Annotated in this window: 12 protein-coding genes and 1 pseudogene; 8 read left to right on the top strand and 5 right to left on the bottom strand. The window is 71.9% G+C overall.

All coding sequences use genetic code 11. The features are described from left to right. Positions 1-98: 98 nt before the first annotated feature. The 3 genes from ABT186_RS00965 (at position 99) to ABT186_RS00975 (ending at position 4,235) form a co-directional block, all read left to right on the top strand. On the top strand, positions 99-1,991 hold the full coding sequence (locus ABT186_RS00965) for an ABC transporter ATP-binding protein (RefSeq protein ID WP_351922884.1): 1,893 nt from the start codon (positions 99-101) through the stop codon (positions 1,989-1,991). A 154-nt stretch (positions 1,992-2,145) separates the two neighbouring features. Further along, a complete protein-coding gene (locus ABT186_RS00970) occupies positions 2,146-3,384 on the top strand; it encodes a PP2C family protein-serine/threonine phosphatase (RefSeq protein ID WP_351922805.1) in 1,239 nt (412 codons plus the stop codon). Positions 3,385-3,467: 83 nt separating this feature from the next. Continuing rightward, complete coding sequence (locus ABT186_RS00975) at positions 3,468-4,235, top strand: SDR family NAD(P)-dependent oxidoreductase (protein WP_351922807.1); 768 nt, start codon at positions 3,468-3,470, stop codon at positions 4,233-4,235. On the opposite strand, the pseudogene ABT186_RS00980 reads toward ABT186_RS00975, so the two are convergent. Together ABT186_RS00980 and ABT186_RS00985 are read right to left on the bottom strand one after the other, a co-directional pair. After that, positions 4,210-4,293, bottom strand: a pseudogene (locus tag ABT186_RS00980) (3-hydroxyacyl-CoA dehydrogenase NAD-binding domain-containing protein); the annotation flags it as partial. The gene ABT186_RS00975 and the pseudogene ABT186_RS00980 sit on opposite strands and share 26 nt — an antisense overlap. Before the next feature lie 28 nt (positions 4,294-4,321). Continuing rightward, positions 4,322-6,379, bottom strand: a complete 2,058-nt coding sequence (locus tag ABT186_RS00985) for an ATP-binding SpoIIE family protein phosphatase (protein WP_351222210.1) — start codon at positions 6,377-6,379, stop codon at positions 4,322-4,324. 268 nt (positions 6,380-6,647) lie between these two features. Between ABT186_RS00985 and ABT186_RS00990 the strand changes: the two genes are divergently transcribed. From ABT186_RS00990 to ABT186_RS01010, 5 genes are all read left to right on the top strand, one after another. Further along, positions 6,648-6,899: a DUF6400 family protein gene (locus tag ABT186_RS00990; RefSeq protein ID WP_351222208.1), complete on the top strand. Its 252-nt coding sequence runs from the start codon at positions 6,648-6,650 to the stop codon at positions 6,897-6,899. Beyond that, the gene (locus ABT186_RS00995) at positions 6,886-7,092 is read left to right on the top strand and encodes a hypothetical protein (RefSeq protein ID WP_351222206.1); all 207 of its coding nucleotides are present in this window, start codon (positions 6,886-6,888) and stop codon (positions 7,090-7,092) included. The genes ABT186_RS00990 and ABT186_RS00995 overlap by 14 nt, the downstream gene beginning before the upstream one ends. A 121-nt stretch (positions 7,093-7,213) precedes the next feature. After that, the gene (locus ABT186_RS01000) at positions 7,214-8,560 is read left to right on the top strand and encodes a diacylglycerol/lipid kinase family protein (RefSeq protein ID WP_351222204.1); all 1,347 of its coding nucleotides are present in this window, start codon (positions 7,214-7,216) and stop codon (positions 8,558-8,560) included. A 346-nt stretch (positions 8,561-8,906) separates the two neighbouring features. Beyond that, entirely contained in the window at positions 8,907-9,455 is a 549-nt protein-coding gene (locus ABT186_RS01005) for a GNAT family N-acetyltransferase (RefSeq protein WP_351922809.1), read from the top strand. A gap of 143 nt (positions 9,456-9,598) precedes the next feature. Next, complete coding sequence (locus ABT186_RS01010) at positions 9,599-12,445, top strand: LuxR C-terminal-related transcriptional regulator (protein WP_351222200.1); 2,847 nt, start codon at positions 9,599-9,601, stop codon at positions 12,443-12,445. Positions 12,446-12,507: 62 nt separating this feature from the next. On the opposite strand, the gene ABT186_RS01015 is transcribed toward ABT186_RS01010, so the two are convergent. From ABT186_RS01015 to ABT186_RS01025, 3 genes are all read right to left on the bottom strand, one after another. Then, positions 12,508-15,441, bottom strand: coding sequence for a poly(A) polymerase (locus ABT186_RS01015; RefSeq protein WP_351922886.1), 2,934 nt, complete (start codon positions 15,439-15,441; stop codon positions 12,508-12,510). After that, positions 15,441-17,213 (bottom strand): RNA ligase family protein, encoded by a 1,773-nt coding sequence (locus tag ABT186_RS01020; RefSeq protein ID WP_351222198.1) that lies wholly within the window; start codon positions 17,211-17,213, stop codon positions 15,441-15,443. The genes ABT186_RS01015 and ABT186_RS01020 overlap by 1 nt, the downstream gene beginning before the upstream one ends. A 130-nt stretch (positions 17,214-17,343) precedes the next feature. Further along, entirely contained in the window at positions 17,344-18,279 is a 936-nt protein-coding gene (locus ABT186_RS01025; RefSeq protein WP_351922811.1) for a hypothetical protein, read from the bottom strand. Positions 18,280-18,343: the final 64 nt, after the last annotated feature.

An 18,343-nucleotide genomic window follows, 5' to 3' on the forward strand; every position in this document is an offset into this window, starting at 1 on the left:
TGCGCGGGTGCCGCCCGGGGGACCAGCGCCTGCGTGCACGTCGTATCCCGCGCATTGACCTCAAGAATGCTCGAGGTTCTAACGTCTGTCCCATGAGCATGGAGACCACCGCCTGGCAGCAGCTGCACAGCGTCATGACCGCGCAGCAGGAGCGCCGCCCCTTCGCCCGCGCCACCCTGCGCCGCATCGGCGCGTTCGCCCGCCCGCACCGCCGTCGCATCGCACAGTTCGTCGTGCTCAGCGTGGTGACCGCGCTGCTCGCCGTCGCCACCCCCGTGCTCGCCGGGCGCGTCGTCGACGCGATCGTGTCGCACGGCGACCGGAGCACGGTCGTACGACTGTCGTTGCTCATCGCCCTCATCGCGCTCGCCGAGGCGGCGCTCGGGCTCCTCGGCCGCCGTCTTTCGGCCACCCTCGGGGAGGGGCTCATCCTCGATCTGCGGACAGCTGTGTTCGATCATGTGCAGCGCATGCCGGTCGCGTTCTTCATGCGTACTCGTACGGGTGCGCTGGTCAGTCGTCTCAACAACGACGTCATCGGCGCCCAGCGCGCCTTCAGCAACACCCTGTCGGGCGTCGTCGGCAACCTGGTCACGCTGCTCCTCACGCTCGCCGTGATGCTCACCCTGTCCTGGCAGATCACCCTGCTCGCCCTGGTGCTGCTCCCGGTCTTCGTGGTCCCGGCGCGGCGGATGGGCCGCCGGATGGCACGGCTGCAGCGGGAGGCCGCCGACCTCAACGCCGCGATGGGCACCCGGATGACCGAGCGCTTCTCGGCGCCCGGCGCCACGCTCATCAAGCTCTTCGGGCGGCCCGAGGACGAGTCCGCCGAGTTCGCGGCGCGGGCCGCCCGGGTGCGGGACATCGGCGTGCGCACGGCGATGGCCCAGTCGGCGTTCATCACGGCGCTGACCCTCGTCTCCGCCCTGGCACTGGCGCTGGTCTACGGCCTGGGTGGCTGGTTCGCCCTGCGCGGCACCCTGCAGCCGGGCTCCGTCGTCTCCCTGGCGCTGCTGCTCACCCGGCTCTACGCCCCGCTCACCTCCCTCGCGGGTGCCCGGGTCGAGGTCATGAGCGCCCTGGTCAGCTTCGAGCGCGTCTTCGAAGTACTGGACCTGAAGCCGCTGATCGAGGAGAAGCCCGAGCCGCGTACGGTCCCGAAAGGCCCGGTCTCGGTGGAGTTCGAGAACGTCCGCTTCGGCTACCCCGCCGCCGACAAGGTCTCCCTCGCCTCGCTGGAGGAGGTGGCGACCCTGGACACCCGCGGCGGGTCCGAGGTCCTGCGCAGCATCTCCTTCCGCGCCGAACCCGGGCAGACGGTGGCACTCGTGGGCTCCTCCGGCGCCGGCAAGTCCACCATCGCCGGACTGCTCCCGCGGCTCTACGACGTGGACGAGGGCGCCGTCCGTATCGGCGGCGTCGACGTCCGCGACCTGAGCGCCGAGTCCCTGCGCGCCACCCTCGGCATGGTCACGCAGGACGGCCACCTGTTCCACGACACCGTACGGGCCAATCTGCTGCTGGCCCGCCCGGACGCGACCGAGGACCAGCTGTGGGACGTGCTGCGCCGGGCCCGCCTCGACGACCTCGTACGATCCCTGCCCGACGGCCTCGACACCGTCGTCGGCGAGCGTGGCTACCGGCTCTCCGGCGGCGAACGCCAGCGCGTGACCATCGCCCGGCTGCTGCTGGCCCGCCAGCGCGTCGTCATCCTCGACGAGGCCACCGCCCATCTGGACAACACCTCGGAGGCGGCCGTGCAGGAGGCCCTGACGGAAGCCCTGGAGGGCCGCACCGCCGTGGTCATCGCCCACCGCCTGTCCACCGTACGGGCCGCCGACGTGATCCTCGTCGTCGAGTCCGGCCGGATCGTGGAGCGGGGCACGCACGAGGAACTGCTCGCGGCGGGCGGGCGGTACGCGGAGCTGAACCGGACGCAGTTCGAGAAGGCGGGGGAGCCCCGGGAGGCCGAGCCGGAGGCCGTGGCATAGCGACGGGCGGTGATCGCGCAGCAGGTGCCCGTCCGTGCCGGCTGCCGAGGCCGCTCGAACGGTCGGTATCGTCGCGGTGGGCGTCCGAGCTGCGCGGATCGTAGCGTGAAGGGGGCGGGGCAGCGGGGGAGGCGCGCAGAGGGAGACGGTGACGATGGCAGCGATGGACTACGAGGCTCTGTTCGCCGCCACGCCCAGCCCCTACCTGGTACTGGCCCCCGACCTGATCATCGTGGAGGTCAATCAGGCCTACCTGGACGCGACCAGGCGCACCCGGGAGGACCTGATCGGGCAGCACATCTTCGAGGCCTTCCCGGACAACCCGGCCGACCCCGAGGCCGACGGGGTGCGGAACCTGAACGCGTCGCTGCACCGGGTCCTGGTCTCCCGGGAGCCCGACACGATGGCGATGCAGAAGTACGACATCCCCGTCATGGGCCGGCCCGGTGTGTTCGAGGAGCGCTGGTGGTCGCCGGTCAACACCCCGATCCTGAAGCAGGACGGGAGCGTGGCGTGGATCATCCACCGGGTGGAGGACGTGACCGCGTACATCCAGACGCATGAAAGGGGAGACCAGCCGCCGCCCAGGCAGCTCACCGAGCGGGAGGCGCTGGAGGCCGAGCTGTATGCGCGGGCGCGCGAGCTGCAGCTGCTGAACGAGGAGCTGCGGCTCGCCCACAACCGTGAACGCCAGGTGGCCGTCGCGCTGCAGGAGGCCATGCTCCAGGCACCGGACCTGGCCCGGCACGAGAACGTCGCGGTGCGCTATCTGCCTGCCACCGGGTCCCTGAACGTGTGCGGCGACTGGTACGACCTGATCGACCTGTCCGACACCCGCTACGCGGTGGCGGTCGGCGACGTCGTCGGCCATGGCCTGGAGGCCGCTGCCGTCATGGGGATGCTCCGCAGCGCGCTGAGCGCGGCCATCCGGGCGCTGGAGCGGCCCGCCCAGGCCCTGGAGGTGCTGGGCCTGTACGCCCGATCGGTCGAGGGGGCACTGAACACCACCGCCATCAAGGCGATGGTGGACACCAGAAGCCACTTGATCATCTACAGCAGCGCCGGACACCCGCCTCCGGTCCTGGTCCACCCGGACGGCACGTGCGACCTGCTCGACCAGGCCACCGACCCGCCCCTGGCCGCCCGGCCCCAGCACCTGCCCCGCCCCCAGGCCGGCCAGACGTACAGCCCCGGGGACACGCTCGTGCTCTACACCGACGGGCTGATCGAACGCCGCGGCGAGCACATCGGGGCCGGCCTGGCCCGCCTGACCGACGCCCTCGGCCGCTCCAGCACCCTGGGCCCGGAACGTCTGGCCGACGCACTGCTGGCCCGCCTCGGCGTGGCCGGCGGCGCCCGCGACGACATCGCCCTGGTCATCGTCCGACTGTGACGGTTCTGGTCGCGGTCCTTGGGCGGCCCGCCACATCTCGGCCACCCTGTCCGTGACCGGACCCTCACGCGCAGGAGAGCCGTATGGTCATCGAGCACACGCCCCGCACCGCCGTCGTGACCGGAGCGGGATCCCGCCGCGGCATCGGCCGTGCCACCGCGCACGCGCTCGCCGCCGGCGGCTACCACATCGCCGTTCTGGACCTGGACGAGGAGGGCGCACGGGAAACGGCCCGCGAAGTCGCCGCCCGGTACGGGGTGAAGATCTCCGCCCACTGTGCGGACGTGACCGACGCCGACGCGGTGGACGCCGCGATCACGGAGGTCGAGGCCGCTCTTCCTCCGGTCGGTGTCCTGGTCAACAACGCGGGGATCACATCCCCGACTCCCTTCCTCGACGTTGCGCCCGCGGAATGGGACCGGATCTTCGAGGTCAATGTGCGCGGTGGCTTCCTGGTCACCCACCGCGTCGCAGCGGGAATGGTCGAACGCGGATTCGGCCGGATCATCTTCCTGTCCTCCGTCTCGGCCGAACGCGGTGGCGGGGTCTTCGGAGGGGTCGCCTACTCGGCTTCCAAGGCCGCCCTCCTCGGCTTCTCCCGGTCACTCGCCCGCGAGCTCGGTCCCTTCGGGGTCACCGTCAACTCGGTTGCCCCGAGCCTGATCGACACGGACATCACCCAGGGCAGGCTGGACGAGTCCCACAGGGCCGCCCTGATCGCCGGCATCCCGATGGGCCGCCTCGGCAGCGTCGAGGACGTGGCCGAGGTCGTCGCCTTCCTGGCCCGACCCGAATCCGGTTACGTCACCGGCGCGACGTACGACGTCAACGGTGGCTTCCACATCCACTGATCTCCACCAGAGCCTGCACGGGAACCGGGTTGAAGAAGTGCAGTCCGGCGACCCGGTTGCTCGCCGTTCCGGAGCGGTGCGCTGAGTCAGGTGCGTTGCGGAAGGCCCTGTTCGGCCCAGAGGCACTTGCCGTCGTGCAGGAAACGGGTGCCCCACCGCCGTGACAGGGCCGCCACCAGCTGCAGACCCCGGCCGCCCTCGTCGGTGTGCCCGGCGCGACGGATGCGGGGAGTGGTCAGGCTCCCGTCGTAGACCTCGCAGGTCAGGGTCCGGCTGCGCACCAGGCGCAGGCGGATGGGGCCCTTGGCATGGCGGACCACGTTGCCGACCAGCTCGCTCACCAGCAGTTCGGTGGTCATGACGAGGTCCTCCAGGTCCCACACGGTCAGCTGCCCACGGACGTACTCGCGGGCCTGCCCGGCCGCCCGGGGATCCTCCGGCAGGCTGCAGGTGGCGACGTCGCCGGGAGGGGTGCAGGAGGTGTGGGCGATGAGCAGCGCCGCATCGTCGTCGGTCTGCTCACGATCGGGCAGCAGGGCCGATATGACGACGTCGCACAGCTCGTCGAGTGAGCCGTGGCCGTCGCCCGGACCTCCGGCCGCGAAGTACGACGTGCGGGCCACCGCCCGCGTCAGCGTCTGCTGGAGCTGGTCCAGCCCCTGGCCCATGTCCCGGGTGGTGGATTCGACCAGGCCGTCCGTGCAGTAGACGAGCAGGCTCTCCCCCGGCAGGCGCAGCTCGTGGACCTCGAAGGGAGGCGTGGCGGCGCCCAGCGGCGGATTGGTGACCAGGTCCGGGCAGTGCACGGTGCCGTCGCGACGGACGATGACGGGCGGCGGGTGACCGGCCAGGGAGATCGTGCAGGTCTGGGCGACCGGGTCGAAGACGGCGTAGGTGCACGTGGCGTAGTAGTCGTGACCCAGGTCGCCGACCAGTTCGTTGAGATGGCTGAGCAGTTCGTCCGGATCCATCTCCAGGTCGGCGAGGGTACGGACCGCGGTACGCAGCCGCCCCATGGTGGCGGCTTCGGCGATTCCGTGTCCCATGACGTCGCCGATCACCATGGCGACGCGGTCCGCGGAGAGCGGGATGAGGTCGTACCAGTCCCCTCCCACCTCGTCGCCCTGGCCCGCGGGCAGGTAGCGGGCCGCGGCGTCGACGGCGGGCAGGGAGGGCAGCGTCCTGGGGAGCAGGCCGCGCTGGAGTCCCTGCGCGCGTGTGTGCTCCACGTCGTACAGGCGTGCCCGCTCCAGGGCTTGGGCGACCAGACCCGAGAGCGCCGTGAGCAGGGCGCGTTCCTCCTCGCTGAAGGAACGCGGCCGGGAGAAGGAGACGACACAGCAGCCGATGGCACGCCCGGAGGCGATGAGCGGGAGGAAGACCCAGGCGTTCTTGGGCGACGCCCTCGTCAGCTTCGCCATGGCGGGATACACACGGTCGAACTCGGCAGGCGATTCGATGAACCTGGGAGTACGGGTACGGAGTGCGTCGGTGACCGCGGTGTTGGCGGCCAGCGTGATTCCGTCGATCCGGTCGAGGAACTCCCGGGGGTATCCGATGGAGTCGATCACGCGCATACGCGGACCCTCGAGCTCCTCCACCACCAGCCCGTCGGCGCCGAAGGGCGGCAGAACGTGGTCCGCGACCGCACGGACCACGTCCCTCGACGTCACGGCTTCGGCGAGCGCCATGGTCAGCTCGCTCATGCGGGTGCTCCGCTCGGCCGCGATCCGCGCGTTGTCCCGCAGCAGCTGATCCGTCACGTCGACGAAGGTGACCGCAAGACCCGTGCCCCGCGTGGGCACGATCCGTATGTGATACAGCCGCTGATCGGCCGGCCAGCGCAGTTCGAAGCCGATCGGCGTGCCCTCGGCGCGGGCCCGGCGGCACTGGCCCTCCAGGGGAGGGACACGGCTCGCGGGGATGTCCCACAGGACGCTTCCGAGCAGCGCCCGGCCGTTGCCGAGCAGCCGCTCGGCCTCTTCGTTGACGAAGGCGATGCGCCAGTCGTCGTCGACGGTCAGCAGTCCGTCGCCCATGGTGCGCAGGGCGAGGAGGGCCGTCTCCGGCACGGACGGTGCCAGAACGTCTCCCCTCGGCGGGTCGGTCCTGCGGATCAGTGGGTTGCTGCCGGACTCCGTCATGCCGCCGCACCCCCTGTCTCGCGAGACTCCGCCCCCGAGCCGAGGAAGGACGCGCCGGCCGTGCCACCCCTGGACCCATGGGGCCTGCTGCCCTCAACGGTAGTTCCTGCCCGGCCCGCGGGCCGGGCAGGGTGAGACGCGGCCAGGAGGCCGCCACAGAGCCGCCCGACCACGTGACCAGGATCTCGGGTCGGCCCTGTCCGGAAAACGGACCATCCCTGATAGAAAGGTCGAACAGCTGCCCGGTTTCCTGCAGAAAAGCCCGCTCATGGTCCACGAGAGCACCCCTGACAGTCACATATTCGAGATGGATCTCACCGCCGACGAGGCGCGTCGGCGAGCGGAGTTCCTCGCCGCCATGGGACCCGACTGGGATCCGATGGCCGCGCTGGAGGGGGAGGACGCGGCGTACCGCATGCTCTACTCCGGCCTCGACGACGAGCAGCAGGAGATCTACGACCGCCTCGTGGCCGCCGGAGTGCTGCCCGCGGACCTCGGGGACGGCCATGCTGCCGATTGATCCGCACGCCGACGACGGGCGCCGAGCCTGGCTCCCCTGCCCGCAGTGCCGGGACCACGAGGACTGCGAGATCTGCCTGGCGGGCCGCACTTGTCGGCACCACTGGCGGTACCTGCTGTCCAACGTCGGGCACGTGGTTCATCTGCAGTGCCCTAATTGCACCCATATCTGGGCTCACGACACAGCCGCCTGATTGGATTCACGAACCGAGTGGACTCACGACCGAGTGGATTGAAGACCGGCGGGAACACGTTCCGCGTATGACGGGTCTTGCGGCGGGTCTTGACGGGTTTTGACGGGGCTTGGCGGGGCTTATGCGGTCGGCAACGAGAGAAAATCTTCACCGTCGGCAGAGCTGGGCGGCCAGGACAGCTCTGCTTGCGGCACCGTCAGCCGCGTTGCTGCCCTTGGTCTATGGAGGTTGGCGCGGCCTGCTGCTGCTCGTGGCCGGACTCGTGGGCCTCGCCCTCACCGCGGCCGCCCTCTGGTGGGTTCTGTCCCGCCGTGGAGTCGCTCGTGTCGCGGCGGCTGTGCTGGCCGTTGCCGCACCTGCCGCGGTCATCGAACTTTTCGTGACGGCGCACCTGCTCTGGGTGATCGGGCTGTCCTTCGTTCTGTGGTGCTCGGCGGTCTGGTGCGGCCGGTACGCACTGCGCAGCACGGGCCTTGGTCCGGTACGCGTCAAGGAGTACCGGACGCCACCGCCGCAGCGCCCCTTCCTGATCCTCAATCCGCGCTCCGGCGGCGGCAAGGTCGCGAAGTTCTCCCTCCAGGAGAAGGCCGAGGGTCTCGGTGCTCGTGTCGTCCTGCTCGACCCGGACCGGCACCAGGACGTCACCGCGCTGGCCCGGTCCGCGGTGGCGGACGGAGCGGACCTGCTCGGAGTCGCAGGCGGTGACGGCACCCAGGCCCTGGTCGCCGCCGTGGCCGCGGAGCACGGCGTGCCGTTCCTCGTGATCTCGGCCGGTACCCGCAACCACTTCGCCATGGATCTCGGCCTCGACCGTGACGACCCCTCCACCTGCCTCGACGCCCTCACGGATGGCGTCGAAATCCGGGTGGACCTCGGCTTCGCCGACGACCGCCCCTTCGTGAACAACGCGTCCTTCGGGGCGTACGGGGCAGTCGTCCAAAGCCCGGGCTACCGCAACGACAAGGTGGGCACCGCCCTGGACGTCCTGCCCGGCCTGCTCTCCCGGCAGCGCGGCCCGCGGCTGACGGCCCGGGCCGACGGCATCACGCTCACCGAGCCACAGGCCGTACTGGTGAGCAACAACCCCTACCGCACGGACGACCCGTTCGGCCTCGGCCGCCGCGAGCGGCTGAACTCCGGAAAGCTCGGCGTGCTCGCGGTCAGAGTGGACAGCGCCATCGAAGCGGCCGAGTTGCTGCTGGGTCCGGAGCCGGCCGGGCTGACCATGATGACCGCCCATGAGGTGGTCGTCGACACCGACGAAGGACATCTTGAGGTCGGTCTCGACGGTGAAGCCCTGAAGCTGCCCGCCCCTGTCCGCTGCCGCGTGGCGCGCCGTGCGCTGCGGGTGCGCGTTCCCCGAACCCGCCCCGGCGTCCCCGAGGTGCAACCACGCCTCGACTGGCGCCGACTGCGCAAGCTCGCGGCGGCGGTGGGCCGTACGGCCGTGCCCGGACGGTCCCGCTGACCGCTGACCGCTGACAGTGCGCGCCGGCGCGCAGGTTCACCCCGGGTCGGCTGGGCGGGACCAGCTGCAGGGCGCGGTCCAGGGGCAGGGAGAGGCGGATCCTTGCGTACAGCGGGTACCCGACGCTCGCGATACCCCCGGAGACGAGGAGCGCCGGGTCCGGCGGGTCGGTCAGTTCGCTCGCTGACCGGTCGGCCGTGCCTGCACCACGCGGTCGGCCCGGACCGTCCGCCACTCCTCCCGCGTCACATCCCGGGCCGGACCTCGGGGTGTGCGCGCGGGTTCCGGTGTCGGGCCTGGCTGACCATTCGCCGGTGAGGGGGGCGCCTCCCTATTCTCGAGGGCCATGGATCTTCGTGAAGAGTTGCCCGACGACAGGGAAGCCGTACGGGGTCTCCTGCTGGAGGCGTTCGGTGATCACGGGGCTGTCGTGGCCGACTTGGCAGACACCCTGCGCGACACCATCACCCCTGACAGCGGGCTGTCGCTCGTCGCCGAGCACGGCGGGCAGGTGGTCGGACACGTCATGTTCACCCGCAGCCTGCTCGACGCCCCCCGGCGCCTGGTCGATGTGCAGGTGCTCAGTCCAGTGGCCGTGACGCCTGGTCACCAACGGCGGGGAGTGGGCTCGGCCCTGGTACGGGGCGGGCTGGAGATCCTCGCCAGGGGTGCGGTGCCGCTCGTCTTCCTCGAAGGCGACCCGGCGTACTACTCGCGCCTGGGATTCGTGCCCGGTGGGGAGCAGGGCTTCCGCAAGCCTTCCCTGCGCATCCCCGATGCAGCCTTCCAGGCTCTCAAGCTCCCGGCATACGAGCCGTGGATGACGGGCACGCTGGTGTACTCGGAGCCGTTCTGGCGGCACGACGCGGTCGGCCTGCGCGACTCGGAGACCTGACCGGTGATGCGCAAGGATGAGACGGGAGGGCCGGTGTTCCAGGTGACGCCACAGGGCGACGACGCCTCACTGGTCGGCAGGGATGCGGAGATCAAGCGTCTGGACGGCGTCCTGGAGGCTCTCGCCGGGGGCGCGGGGCTGTTGTGGAGATCAGCGGGGAGCCCGGCATCGGGAAGACCGCCTTGCTGGGAGCTCTGGCCTCGCGAGCCGAAGCCATGGGCGTGCGCGTCGGCCGGGCCCACGCTCTCCATGGCTCCAAGATTCCGTACCAGCTGTTCGTCGACGTGCTGCAGTCCTGCTCCGCCGTCCTGTCCTCCGCAGACGAGGACGGTCCGGAGGTACCGGCCATTCCGCGGACACCCTCTGATGACTGCGGGTTCGCGGCAGAAGCGCAAACGCGCCTGAAGCGGTGGGCAGCCGACCGCGGCGGTGTGTTGCTCCTGGACAACGTGCATCTGTGCGACGAGCAGTCCACGGCGCTCGTGGCACGACTGGTGAGCACCCCGCTGCCCGGTCCGTTCGTCCTGGCGCTGGCACACCGCCCGCGGCAGACCCGTCCGGCCCTGCTGGAGGCATTGGCCTATGGGGTGCAGACCGGTGCCGTGACACGTGTGGAACCCACTCCCCTGAAAGTGAGTGCGGTCGCCGCCGTGCTGGACGGGTGGCGCGGCGAGGGCGGGGCCGAGGAGGAGACCGCCGAGAACGAGCCCGGCCACCTTCCGTGGAGCGTGCCTCGGAAAGCCGTCAACTTCCACGTGTACGCCGAGCAGTTGCACGCCGCGTCCGGAGGCAATCCCCGCATCATGAGGATCCTGGCCGCTTCGCGGTGGGACCCCGACGGCCGGCCGCTGCTGTCCGCGGGCCCGGACCGGGACGGTCTGCTGCGCGAGGCGGCGTCCCTCACGGCGGAGGTCCGGGCCCTGGCCGAGGACGCGGCGGTCGTGGCCGGGGGAGCGGCGGTGCTGGGTGGTTCCTTCGTGCCCGAAGACGTCGCGACCGTCTGCGACTTCGACGTGGACCGGACCCTGAGCGCGCTCGGCGAGCTGGTCCGCAGTGACCTCATACGTCCGCCGGCCTGGGGCGGCCAGTACGCGTTCCGCCACCCGGTGCTGGCGGAGATCGTCCTGGAGGGCATGCCCCCGGCCCTGAGACTCGTCGCCCACCGACGCGCCCTGGGCTTGCTGACGGAACGTCAGGCCTCGGTTGTCGCCCGTGCTCGCCAGGCAGAGCACCTACTGGGTTCGGGCGGAGAGGAGACGTTCCAGACGCTGGTCGAGGGGGCGGCGGAGGTGATGGCGCAGATGCCGGCCGCCGCAGCCCGCTGGCTGCGCCTGGTACTGGACGCCCTGCCCGTGGGGGAAGGCGTCGATCCGGCCCGCGCCCTCCTGGCGCTGGACTGCTGCCGGGCGCTCGCCGGGGCCGGGCGTCTACACGAGGCACGCTCACTGGCCCACGAGGTGCTGCGACACGGCCCGCAACTCCCGGGCGAGGTCTTCGTGATGGCCTCCGCCGTGTGCGGCGACATCGAGCGGCTGCTGGGCCGCTACCAGGAGGCCGACGCGGTCGTACGCGCCGCGCTCGACCTGCTCCCCAGGCCGTTGCCGCATCCGCTGCCGGCGGAGGCTCACGAACTGGTCATGACGCATGGAAAGACCGGAGTGCTCTGGGGCACCTACCCACGGGCACGCGACCTGGTTCAGGAAGCGAACCGGGCCGCCGGGGAAACGGCGTACAACCTGCACGTCCTGGCCGCGTTCGGCGACGCCCAGCTGGGCCTGCTGCCCGAGGCCGCCCACAAGGTGACGGAGTGCGCCCGGCTGGTGGACGGCCTGCCGGACGCAACAGCCGCGGCGATGCCCGACGTGTTCGCGATGCTGGGCTGCGCCGAGATGTACCTGGAGCGCTTCACCGACGCCTACCGGCATCTCGGCCGGGGACTTGAGACCTCGAGCGGGGGCAACCGCAAGCCCATGGTCCTCTATCTCCTCCTGGGGCTGTCGGTGCTGGACCAGTGGACCGGGCGGCCGGCCGACTCCCGGCGCCGGGCGCGGGACGCCGAACTGCTCGCCAGGTCCCTCGGAGTGGACGAAGGCGTGGGACTGGCCATGGTGATGCGGGCGGCGGCACTGATGTGGACGAGGCCACGGCGAGACGGCACCGGGCTGAGCGCACTCGCCCGCAAGGGCCTGCACAGAACCTCCCGCGGACGGGGATGGTGGCGCAATACGGCGGTCGGACTCCACGCCCAGGTGCAACTGTTCGCGGGGGACGCGGCCGGCTGCATCCGCACCCTGCTGGAGGAGGGCGGCGGTGAAGGGGTGCCACGGCTGCAGCGTCCCTTCCACCCTTCCCTGCTCGCCATCTTGACCCATGCCGCACTGCAATGCGGTGACATGCCCGCCGCCCGCCGCTGGGCCGACGCCGCCGAAGCCGCGGCCGAACAGTTGCAGCTCCCGCTGCAGACCCAGCACGCGACCCGGGCCCGCGCCATGCTGGACGCGGCCGAGGGACGGCACGACCGGGCCGCCGAGTTGTTCGACCGGGCGGCGGACTCCTTCCGACGGGGCAACATGCCGATGCTGCAGGCCTTGACCCTGGTGAACGGGGCTCCCTCGATCCACGTGGCACGGAGCGAGGAGGCGGCGCTCACCTGGCTGGAGACGGCGACCGAGGTTTCCGGCGACTGTGGCGCACTGCGCATACGCGAGGAGGCCGCCCGGGTCCGGGCCCACATCCTTGCCCGCCGCTCCTCGGCCGGATGGCCCGCCGGTCCGTACGCGCCGGCCTCCCTCGACGTCCTGACCGACCGGGAGCGCGAGATCGCCCAACTGGCGGCGGTCGGCAAGCGCTCGCGGGAGATCGCCGACCAGCTCTTCCTCAGCGCGAGGACGGTGGACAGCCACCTCAGCCGGATCTATCGCAAGCTGGACATCTCCTCCCGCGCGGCGCTGTCGCGGCTGGTCGCGCAGATGCCAGGTGAACAGGGCTGAGATCCGGCAGGAGGCGGATAAGTCCGGCGAGTTGCCGACTGGACCTAGTGCCTGTCGCGGCACTAGGGGGCACTCTGCGTCGGTACGACCCCGCACTCCGCCCAGGTGACGTCCACGCCGGGCAGAGTCCTGCTCCACCTGTCCGCGATCCGGGCGATCCGCGCCGCGTCTGGCGGGTTGTGGCCGAGGCCGATCGCGTACCGGGCCATGTGCGGGCCGGTGGCGTAGGGGTGGGGCCAGGCATGCGCGTCGGTCGTCCCGTCCTCTTCGAGGGCGGTCAGCAGACCTCGTACGCGGCCACGGAAGCGGCCCAGGGTTTCCTCGAACTCCTCGCCCTGACACGAGCGTACGGTCACGATCGCCCATGCCGCGTGCCGGCGGTGCAGCGGCGGGGGAGACAGCAGTTCGGGCCAGGGGTCGGTGCCCGTCTTCGCCGCTGTCTCCAGGGTCTCCCAGGCCCGGTAGAGCTCCTGGGTCAGCAGGTCCCGGGTGGCGGTGCCGACCTGTTCGGTGCACGAACGGACCGGAGCGCTCGGCGTCATGACCGTCACCGCGGCGTGCGGCGCCGGGGCAACGACGGCTTCGGGCGAGAGAGTGACCGGTTCCCGCCAGTCCCAGGCGGCCCAGGTGCCGAAGAACCGGCGAAGCAGGTCGGCGGCGGGAAGGTGCCCGGCCTCGCGTACCGTGCGCGCCGCCAGAACCGTCCAGGCCAGCCCGGGCAATCCGCCGAACGGCGCCGAGTCCAGGCCACGTGCCTTCGCCCACGCCTTCACCTGCCTGGCCAGCCGGGCGAACGACGGGTGGGCGCCGCCGACCGCCGTACGGACGGCGTCCGCGTCGCTGACCGCGCTCAGGGCGATCGCACTCGCCTCGCCCAGCTCGGTACGGCGGGCCACCGCCTCGTCACAGGGCACCGGCCCGGTGGCGACCACCACCACGTCGACGTCCAAGCCGGCGACGGTGAGCCTCAGCCCCGGCACCCTGGCGCCGGTCACTCGGCGTAGCCGGGTGGCGTCCGGCGCGGCCGTCACCCGCGCCATCACCTCCGCCATGCCGAGGGTGTCGGGCACAGCCGCCACCAGATCGAGGTCCGCCCCGGCCGACCGGCAGCCCATGCGCCGGGATCCGACGACGTGCACGGCTCCTTCGCCCAGCGCCCGAGCGATGTACCGCGCCGTCCGTGCGGCACGGGCGTCGTGATCCGCATCCTCCGCGACCGGCTCGGCGACCCCGGCGCCGGTCCCGGAGCCCCACTCGGTGCCGGTGTCGGGCAGCCAGCGCACCTCACCCGTGCCCAGGGCGATGGTGGCCCGGGCCCGCATCGGCTCATCGCCCCGGCGCGACAGCAGCACCAGCTCACCGACCTGCGCGGTCATGCCCTTGAGCCGGGCCGCACAGTGGGCGGCCACCCGCTGCGGATGCCGGGTGCGGCCCAGCGACAGGTGCGGGGTGAAGCCCTCGGCGCGGCCCCGGCATCGGGGGAAGCGCCGCTGAAGTGCGCGGACAAGTGCCGCCCAGGGTTCGTCGCCGTCTGCTGCCGGGTCGAGCCAGACAGTGGCGTCCTCCCGGTGCCCGAAGGTGTGCACGCCCTCCAGCCGGGCGGTGAAGGCCGGTATGTCCGCCGCCGCGGTGGCCAGGAGCGCAGCGGCCCGCTCGAAGTCCGACTCCGGTACGAAGCCGAAGAGCAGATTGACATGCGGCGGCCAGCGGTGGATCTGCGGGTCGTGCTCCCGGCGCACTTCCTGGATCGGCGGCCACAGCTCCCGGGGAGGTATCCACGCCACCGCCGTCCGGGCGGTCGGCGCCACATCAAGGACATCGGAACCATTGACACCATCGACCCCATCGGGCTGGGCCCCCGGTTCCGGCTCCAACGGACCGCCGAAGCCCAGTTCGACCTCCACCCCGTAGTGGTCCGACAGGTACAGGCCTTCCGGGGTGGGTGAGTCACCCCGCAGGGTTGCCCCGGCCGTGTGCACTCCGCCCCCGCGCACCAGTACCCGGTCCAGCCGGGAGGCCCGGCCGGACAGCGAGGAGACCGCGGCCAGCGGGTTGACGCCGGGGTCGAAGGTCGGGGTGCGGTCCCCGGGTCCGTGCACATCGGTCCAGGTGTCGCGCATCCCGAGTACGGCGGCCGGTCCTTGAGGGCCGTCGTCGCCGTCGTTGAAGTCGCCCGCCAGGACCAGGTCGCCCTCCACGCCCGAGAGGCCTTCGGCCAGCCGGGCCAGTTCGGCCCCCCGCCGGGCCGCGCCGTCGTCGGAGTGGTCGCTGCTGAGGTGGGTGGCGGCCACCACCAGAGGGCCGGACGCGGTGTCCACGACCAGAGCGGTGACCGCCTTGTGCGGGCCGAGAACGTGCCGCCCTGCCTCCCGTACGGGAAGTCGGCTGAGCAGCAGCAGCCCGCTGTCGTCGATGTCCTTGCCCGCCGGATCGGTGTCCAGGGTGTAGCGGGCACGCACCCACGGGGCCCCGAGCAGCATGTCGAGCAGCCCGGCCTCGACCTCCTGCAGTGCGATGACGTCGGCGTCGGCGTCCTCCAGAGCCGCGATCAGCAGGGGGCGGCGCCGGGCCGTGTCGATCAGGTCGCTGTCGTAGCGGTCCCACAGGGTGTTCCAGGTCAGTACGCGCACCGTGCCCCCCGTGGCCGGCGCATCCCCGGCGGGGGCGTCGGTCACGGGGCGCCACCCGGCAGCCGCCTCCCAGGCGTACGGCGTGCCGGCAGTGAAGAACGGAGCCCTCAGCAGGCGAGGCTGCCGTGCCCGGCCCGCGCCGCAGGTGTCGAGGCGGTCCATGCCCGTGGCGCGGTCCCACACCAGCTCGCCGTCCGCCTCGACGAACAGCACCCGGTGCCAGGGGATGTCGCCGCCGGGGGTGAAGGCGGGCAGCGGGATGCGCTCGGCGCCGGCCCCGCGCTGATGAATGCCCAGAACGAACCGGGCCGGGTCGAATCGGGGGTCCCAGCGAACCTTGTGGTAGATCTCCTCGCTGGTGCGCATCATGCATCCTCCCCGTCCATGGTGCTCCGCAGAGCGCCCGCGATGTCGTCGACGGCTCCGCCCGCGCCGACGTACCAGGTGCGGTGCGCCTGACCCGGGTACGGCGGGTCGAACCGGCGCAGCTGAGCGGTGAGCACCTCCGTCGGCACCGGGTGCTCCCGTGCGGCGTTGCGCCGGGCCATCTCGTCCTCGTCGACGAGCACGACCGCGTGGGTGACCAGGGCATCACGGCGCCGGGCCACCGTTTGGACCAGGGAACGCTGCTGCCGGCTCAGAGAGGTGGCGTCCCACACCGTGGTGCCGCCCTCGGCCAGCGCGGCATCCAGCCTGCCCAGCCCCTCCCGCAGCACATCCGCGTTGGCGCTCTGGTCCGCCCGCGAGCCGCGCCCCTGGCGCAGGTCGTCGAGCGACACGAAGGTATCGACGGCGGGGAGGCCCGCGGCGAACGTGCTCTTGCCGCTGCCCGACGGTCCGACCAGGTGGATCAGCCGGGGGAACGCCCCGGACCTCCACCGCCAACTCGCCGCCAGCGCCTCCTCGACGGTGACGATCCGCCCCTTGGCGCAGGTCTCCCGTGCCGCCGCCCAGCACCGGTCGGCAGCGTCGGCGCCGAGTCCCGACAACGCGTCGCACAGGCCTTTTCGCAGTGGCTCCAGCGGTGCCCGGCCGAGCAGCCCGGCATCCTCCGCATGGAGCGCGGACCACTCCACCTGCTCGCGTGCGTCGGCGGCCTCCCCATCCCTGTTCCCGGTCAGGACTGCGCCCGCCACCGTGTGCAACACCCCCAGATCGGCCATGGCGGCCATCCGTATCAGCCCGCCACGGCGCTCCTGATCCGGGAAGGGGCGGTGCAGGGTGCAGTGCAGACCGACCAGGTCGGCGACACGGCGCGCCAGTGGCATACCCAGCGGTGCCGTGAGCCGCGCCGCGAGTCGCGCCCGTGGAACACGGTGCAGCAGTGCGGCCAGCACACCGGCCAGCCGTGCCTCCCCCAACCGCCCCAGCAGATCGAGCCGTACGGTCGCCTCGGCCACGACCTCATCGAGGGCCACCGGCTCGGTGCCGGAGACCGGGCCGTCCTCGGCCATGCCGACGGCCGCCAGCAGCGACGGCACATCGGCGGCGGCGCCGGAACGCACCGCCCACAGCGCCGCCGCCGGACCCAGTCCGTTCTCCACCACGGAGGCATGCATCCAGTGCGTACTGGTCCGTACGTGTCCCGGACGCACCCACTTGGCCACCCGGCTCCCGAACTCCGCCCGCTCGAACTCCCCGACGGCCCGCACGACGTACCCCTCCTGCCGCGCGGTGTCCACTCGCAGCGCCCGCAGCGCCCGTTCGTCGAACGTGCCGCGCCACAGCACCCGCGGGACGGGCACCCCCAGCCGTCGCAGAAAACGCACGGTGTCGTCCCAGCCCAGGCACCGCTCGCCGTCCCAGACCGAGAAGCCGTAGAACCAGCTCTCCAGGTCCTCGTAGGCAATCGAGTGCCGGGCGTAGACGTTCTCCCCGCACACCCGCCACCCCGCCGGGATCCCCGGTCCGATCCGCCCCTGAAGGGCCTTGACCCAGGCCCTCGACGGATGGTGGGCCGAATCCAGTGACCGCGCATGCAGCCCGTCCGGGTAGAGGGTGGTGTTCTCCCCGTCGAGCTTCTCGGTGACCACGACCTCCCGCCCCCTGAGCCCCGCCAGGTCACCGGCCCGCACATCGTCCGGTGTCGCACCCGGGGACCAGGGCAGGTGCGGCGTGCGTGGATAGTGCGTCCGCATGGTTCGAAGCCCCCCGTGGTGATGTCGTGCCCGGTCACTGTAGGGACCCGGAGGCAGGCGGATCCACGCAATATCCATGGGACCGGGGGGCGTTGGCCGGGGAGGCCGTGAAGCAGAGGCCGGGCCGGGTTCAGGCCCGGGCCCGCCAGAACTGAAAGGTGCCGACCGGGTCGGGGACGAGGTCCCAGGGATGGAGGGTCATGTGTGGGCCGATGCGGCGGAAGACGGCGACGGCGTCTTCCGTCCGCTTCAGACGGGTCAGGACGAAGGCGAGCAGGTTCAGATCCGCGAGCGCCTCGGCGTGCGGCCGGGTCTCGGTGCGAAACCACCTGGCCAGCGCGGTGTCCGCCTCCGCGGCCGCCCCGGGCTCGTACCAGTGCCCGTCCGCCGCGAAGGCGTCGACGGAGCCCTTGGTCATCCGGTGGGCGACCAGCTCCACCCGCGCCGCGAGGGGCAGGAGGGCGACGGGCGATCCCTGAGGTGCCTGGTTCGCGCATCGCGCCGCGAAATCGATCATCTCCATGAGTGTTCCGTGTCCGCGTGGGGACAGGTGGCGCAGCATCTGGTGGTAGGCGGCGCGGTTCCACGGGTCGCGGGTGACCGCCTCGGTCCACACCGGTACGGCCGCGTGGACGGGGGATCCGCAGGAGTACATCAGCCAGAGCATGGCCAGCCACGGGGTGGGGTCCTCCGGGGCGGCCTCCGTCGCGCGTCGGCAGTCGCCGTACACATCCCAGGCAGCCTCCCCCTGGGCACCCTTGACCTGGGCGACCCGCGCACAGGCCCGTACGACCAGGGCATCCGGGTCCCGTGGACGGTCCTTGATCCACCGCTCCGTGACCACCGGGGGCAGGGCGCGGGCCAGCACCGAGATACGGTGCACCCGCCGGTCCCAGTCCCGGCCCGTGGCGCGCAGCAGTTCGGCGACGGGGGCCCACAGCGGGCGGCTGGATCCCGCCCCGAGGCCGTGCAACTGCTGGGAGGGGCGCAACTCCTTCAGGGTCCGGCTCAGTTGGCGGTCGTCGAGCTCGGGGCCGGTGACCGAGGGCTTTCGGCGTCGCAGCATGGGCATTCCGGGGGGAGGGCCGATGGGTGGTCGGCGGTGAGGAGGAAGTGCGTCGGGCTGAAGC

This window comes from Streptomyces sp. NPDC001634, from assembly GCF_040298185.1.
Taxonomy (GTDB): Bacteria; Actinomycetota; Actinomycetes; order Streptomycetales; family Streptomycetaceae; genus Streptomyces.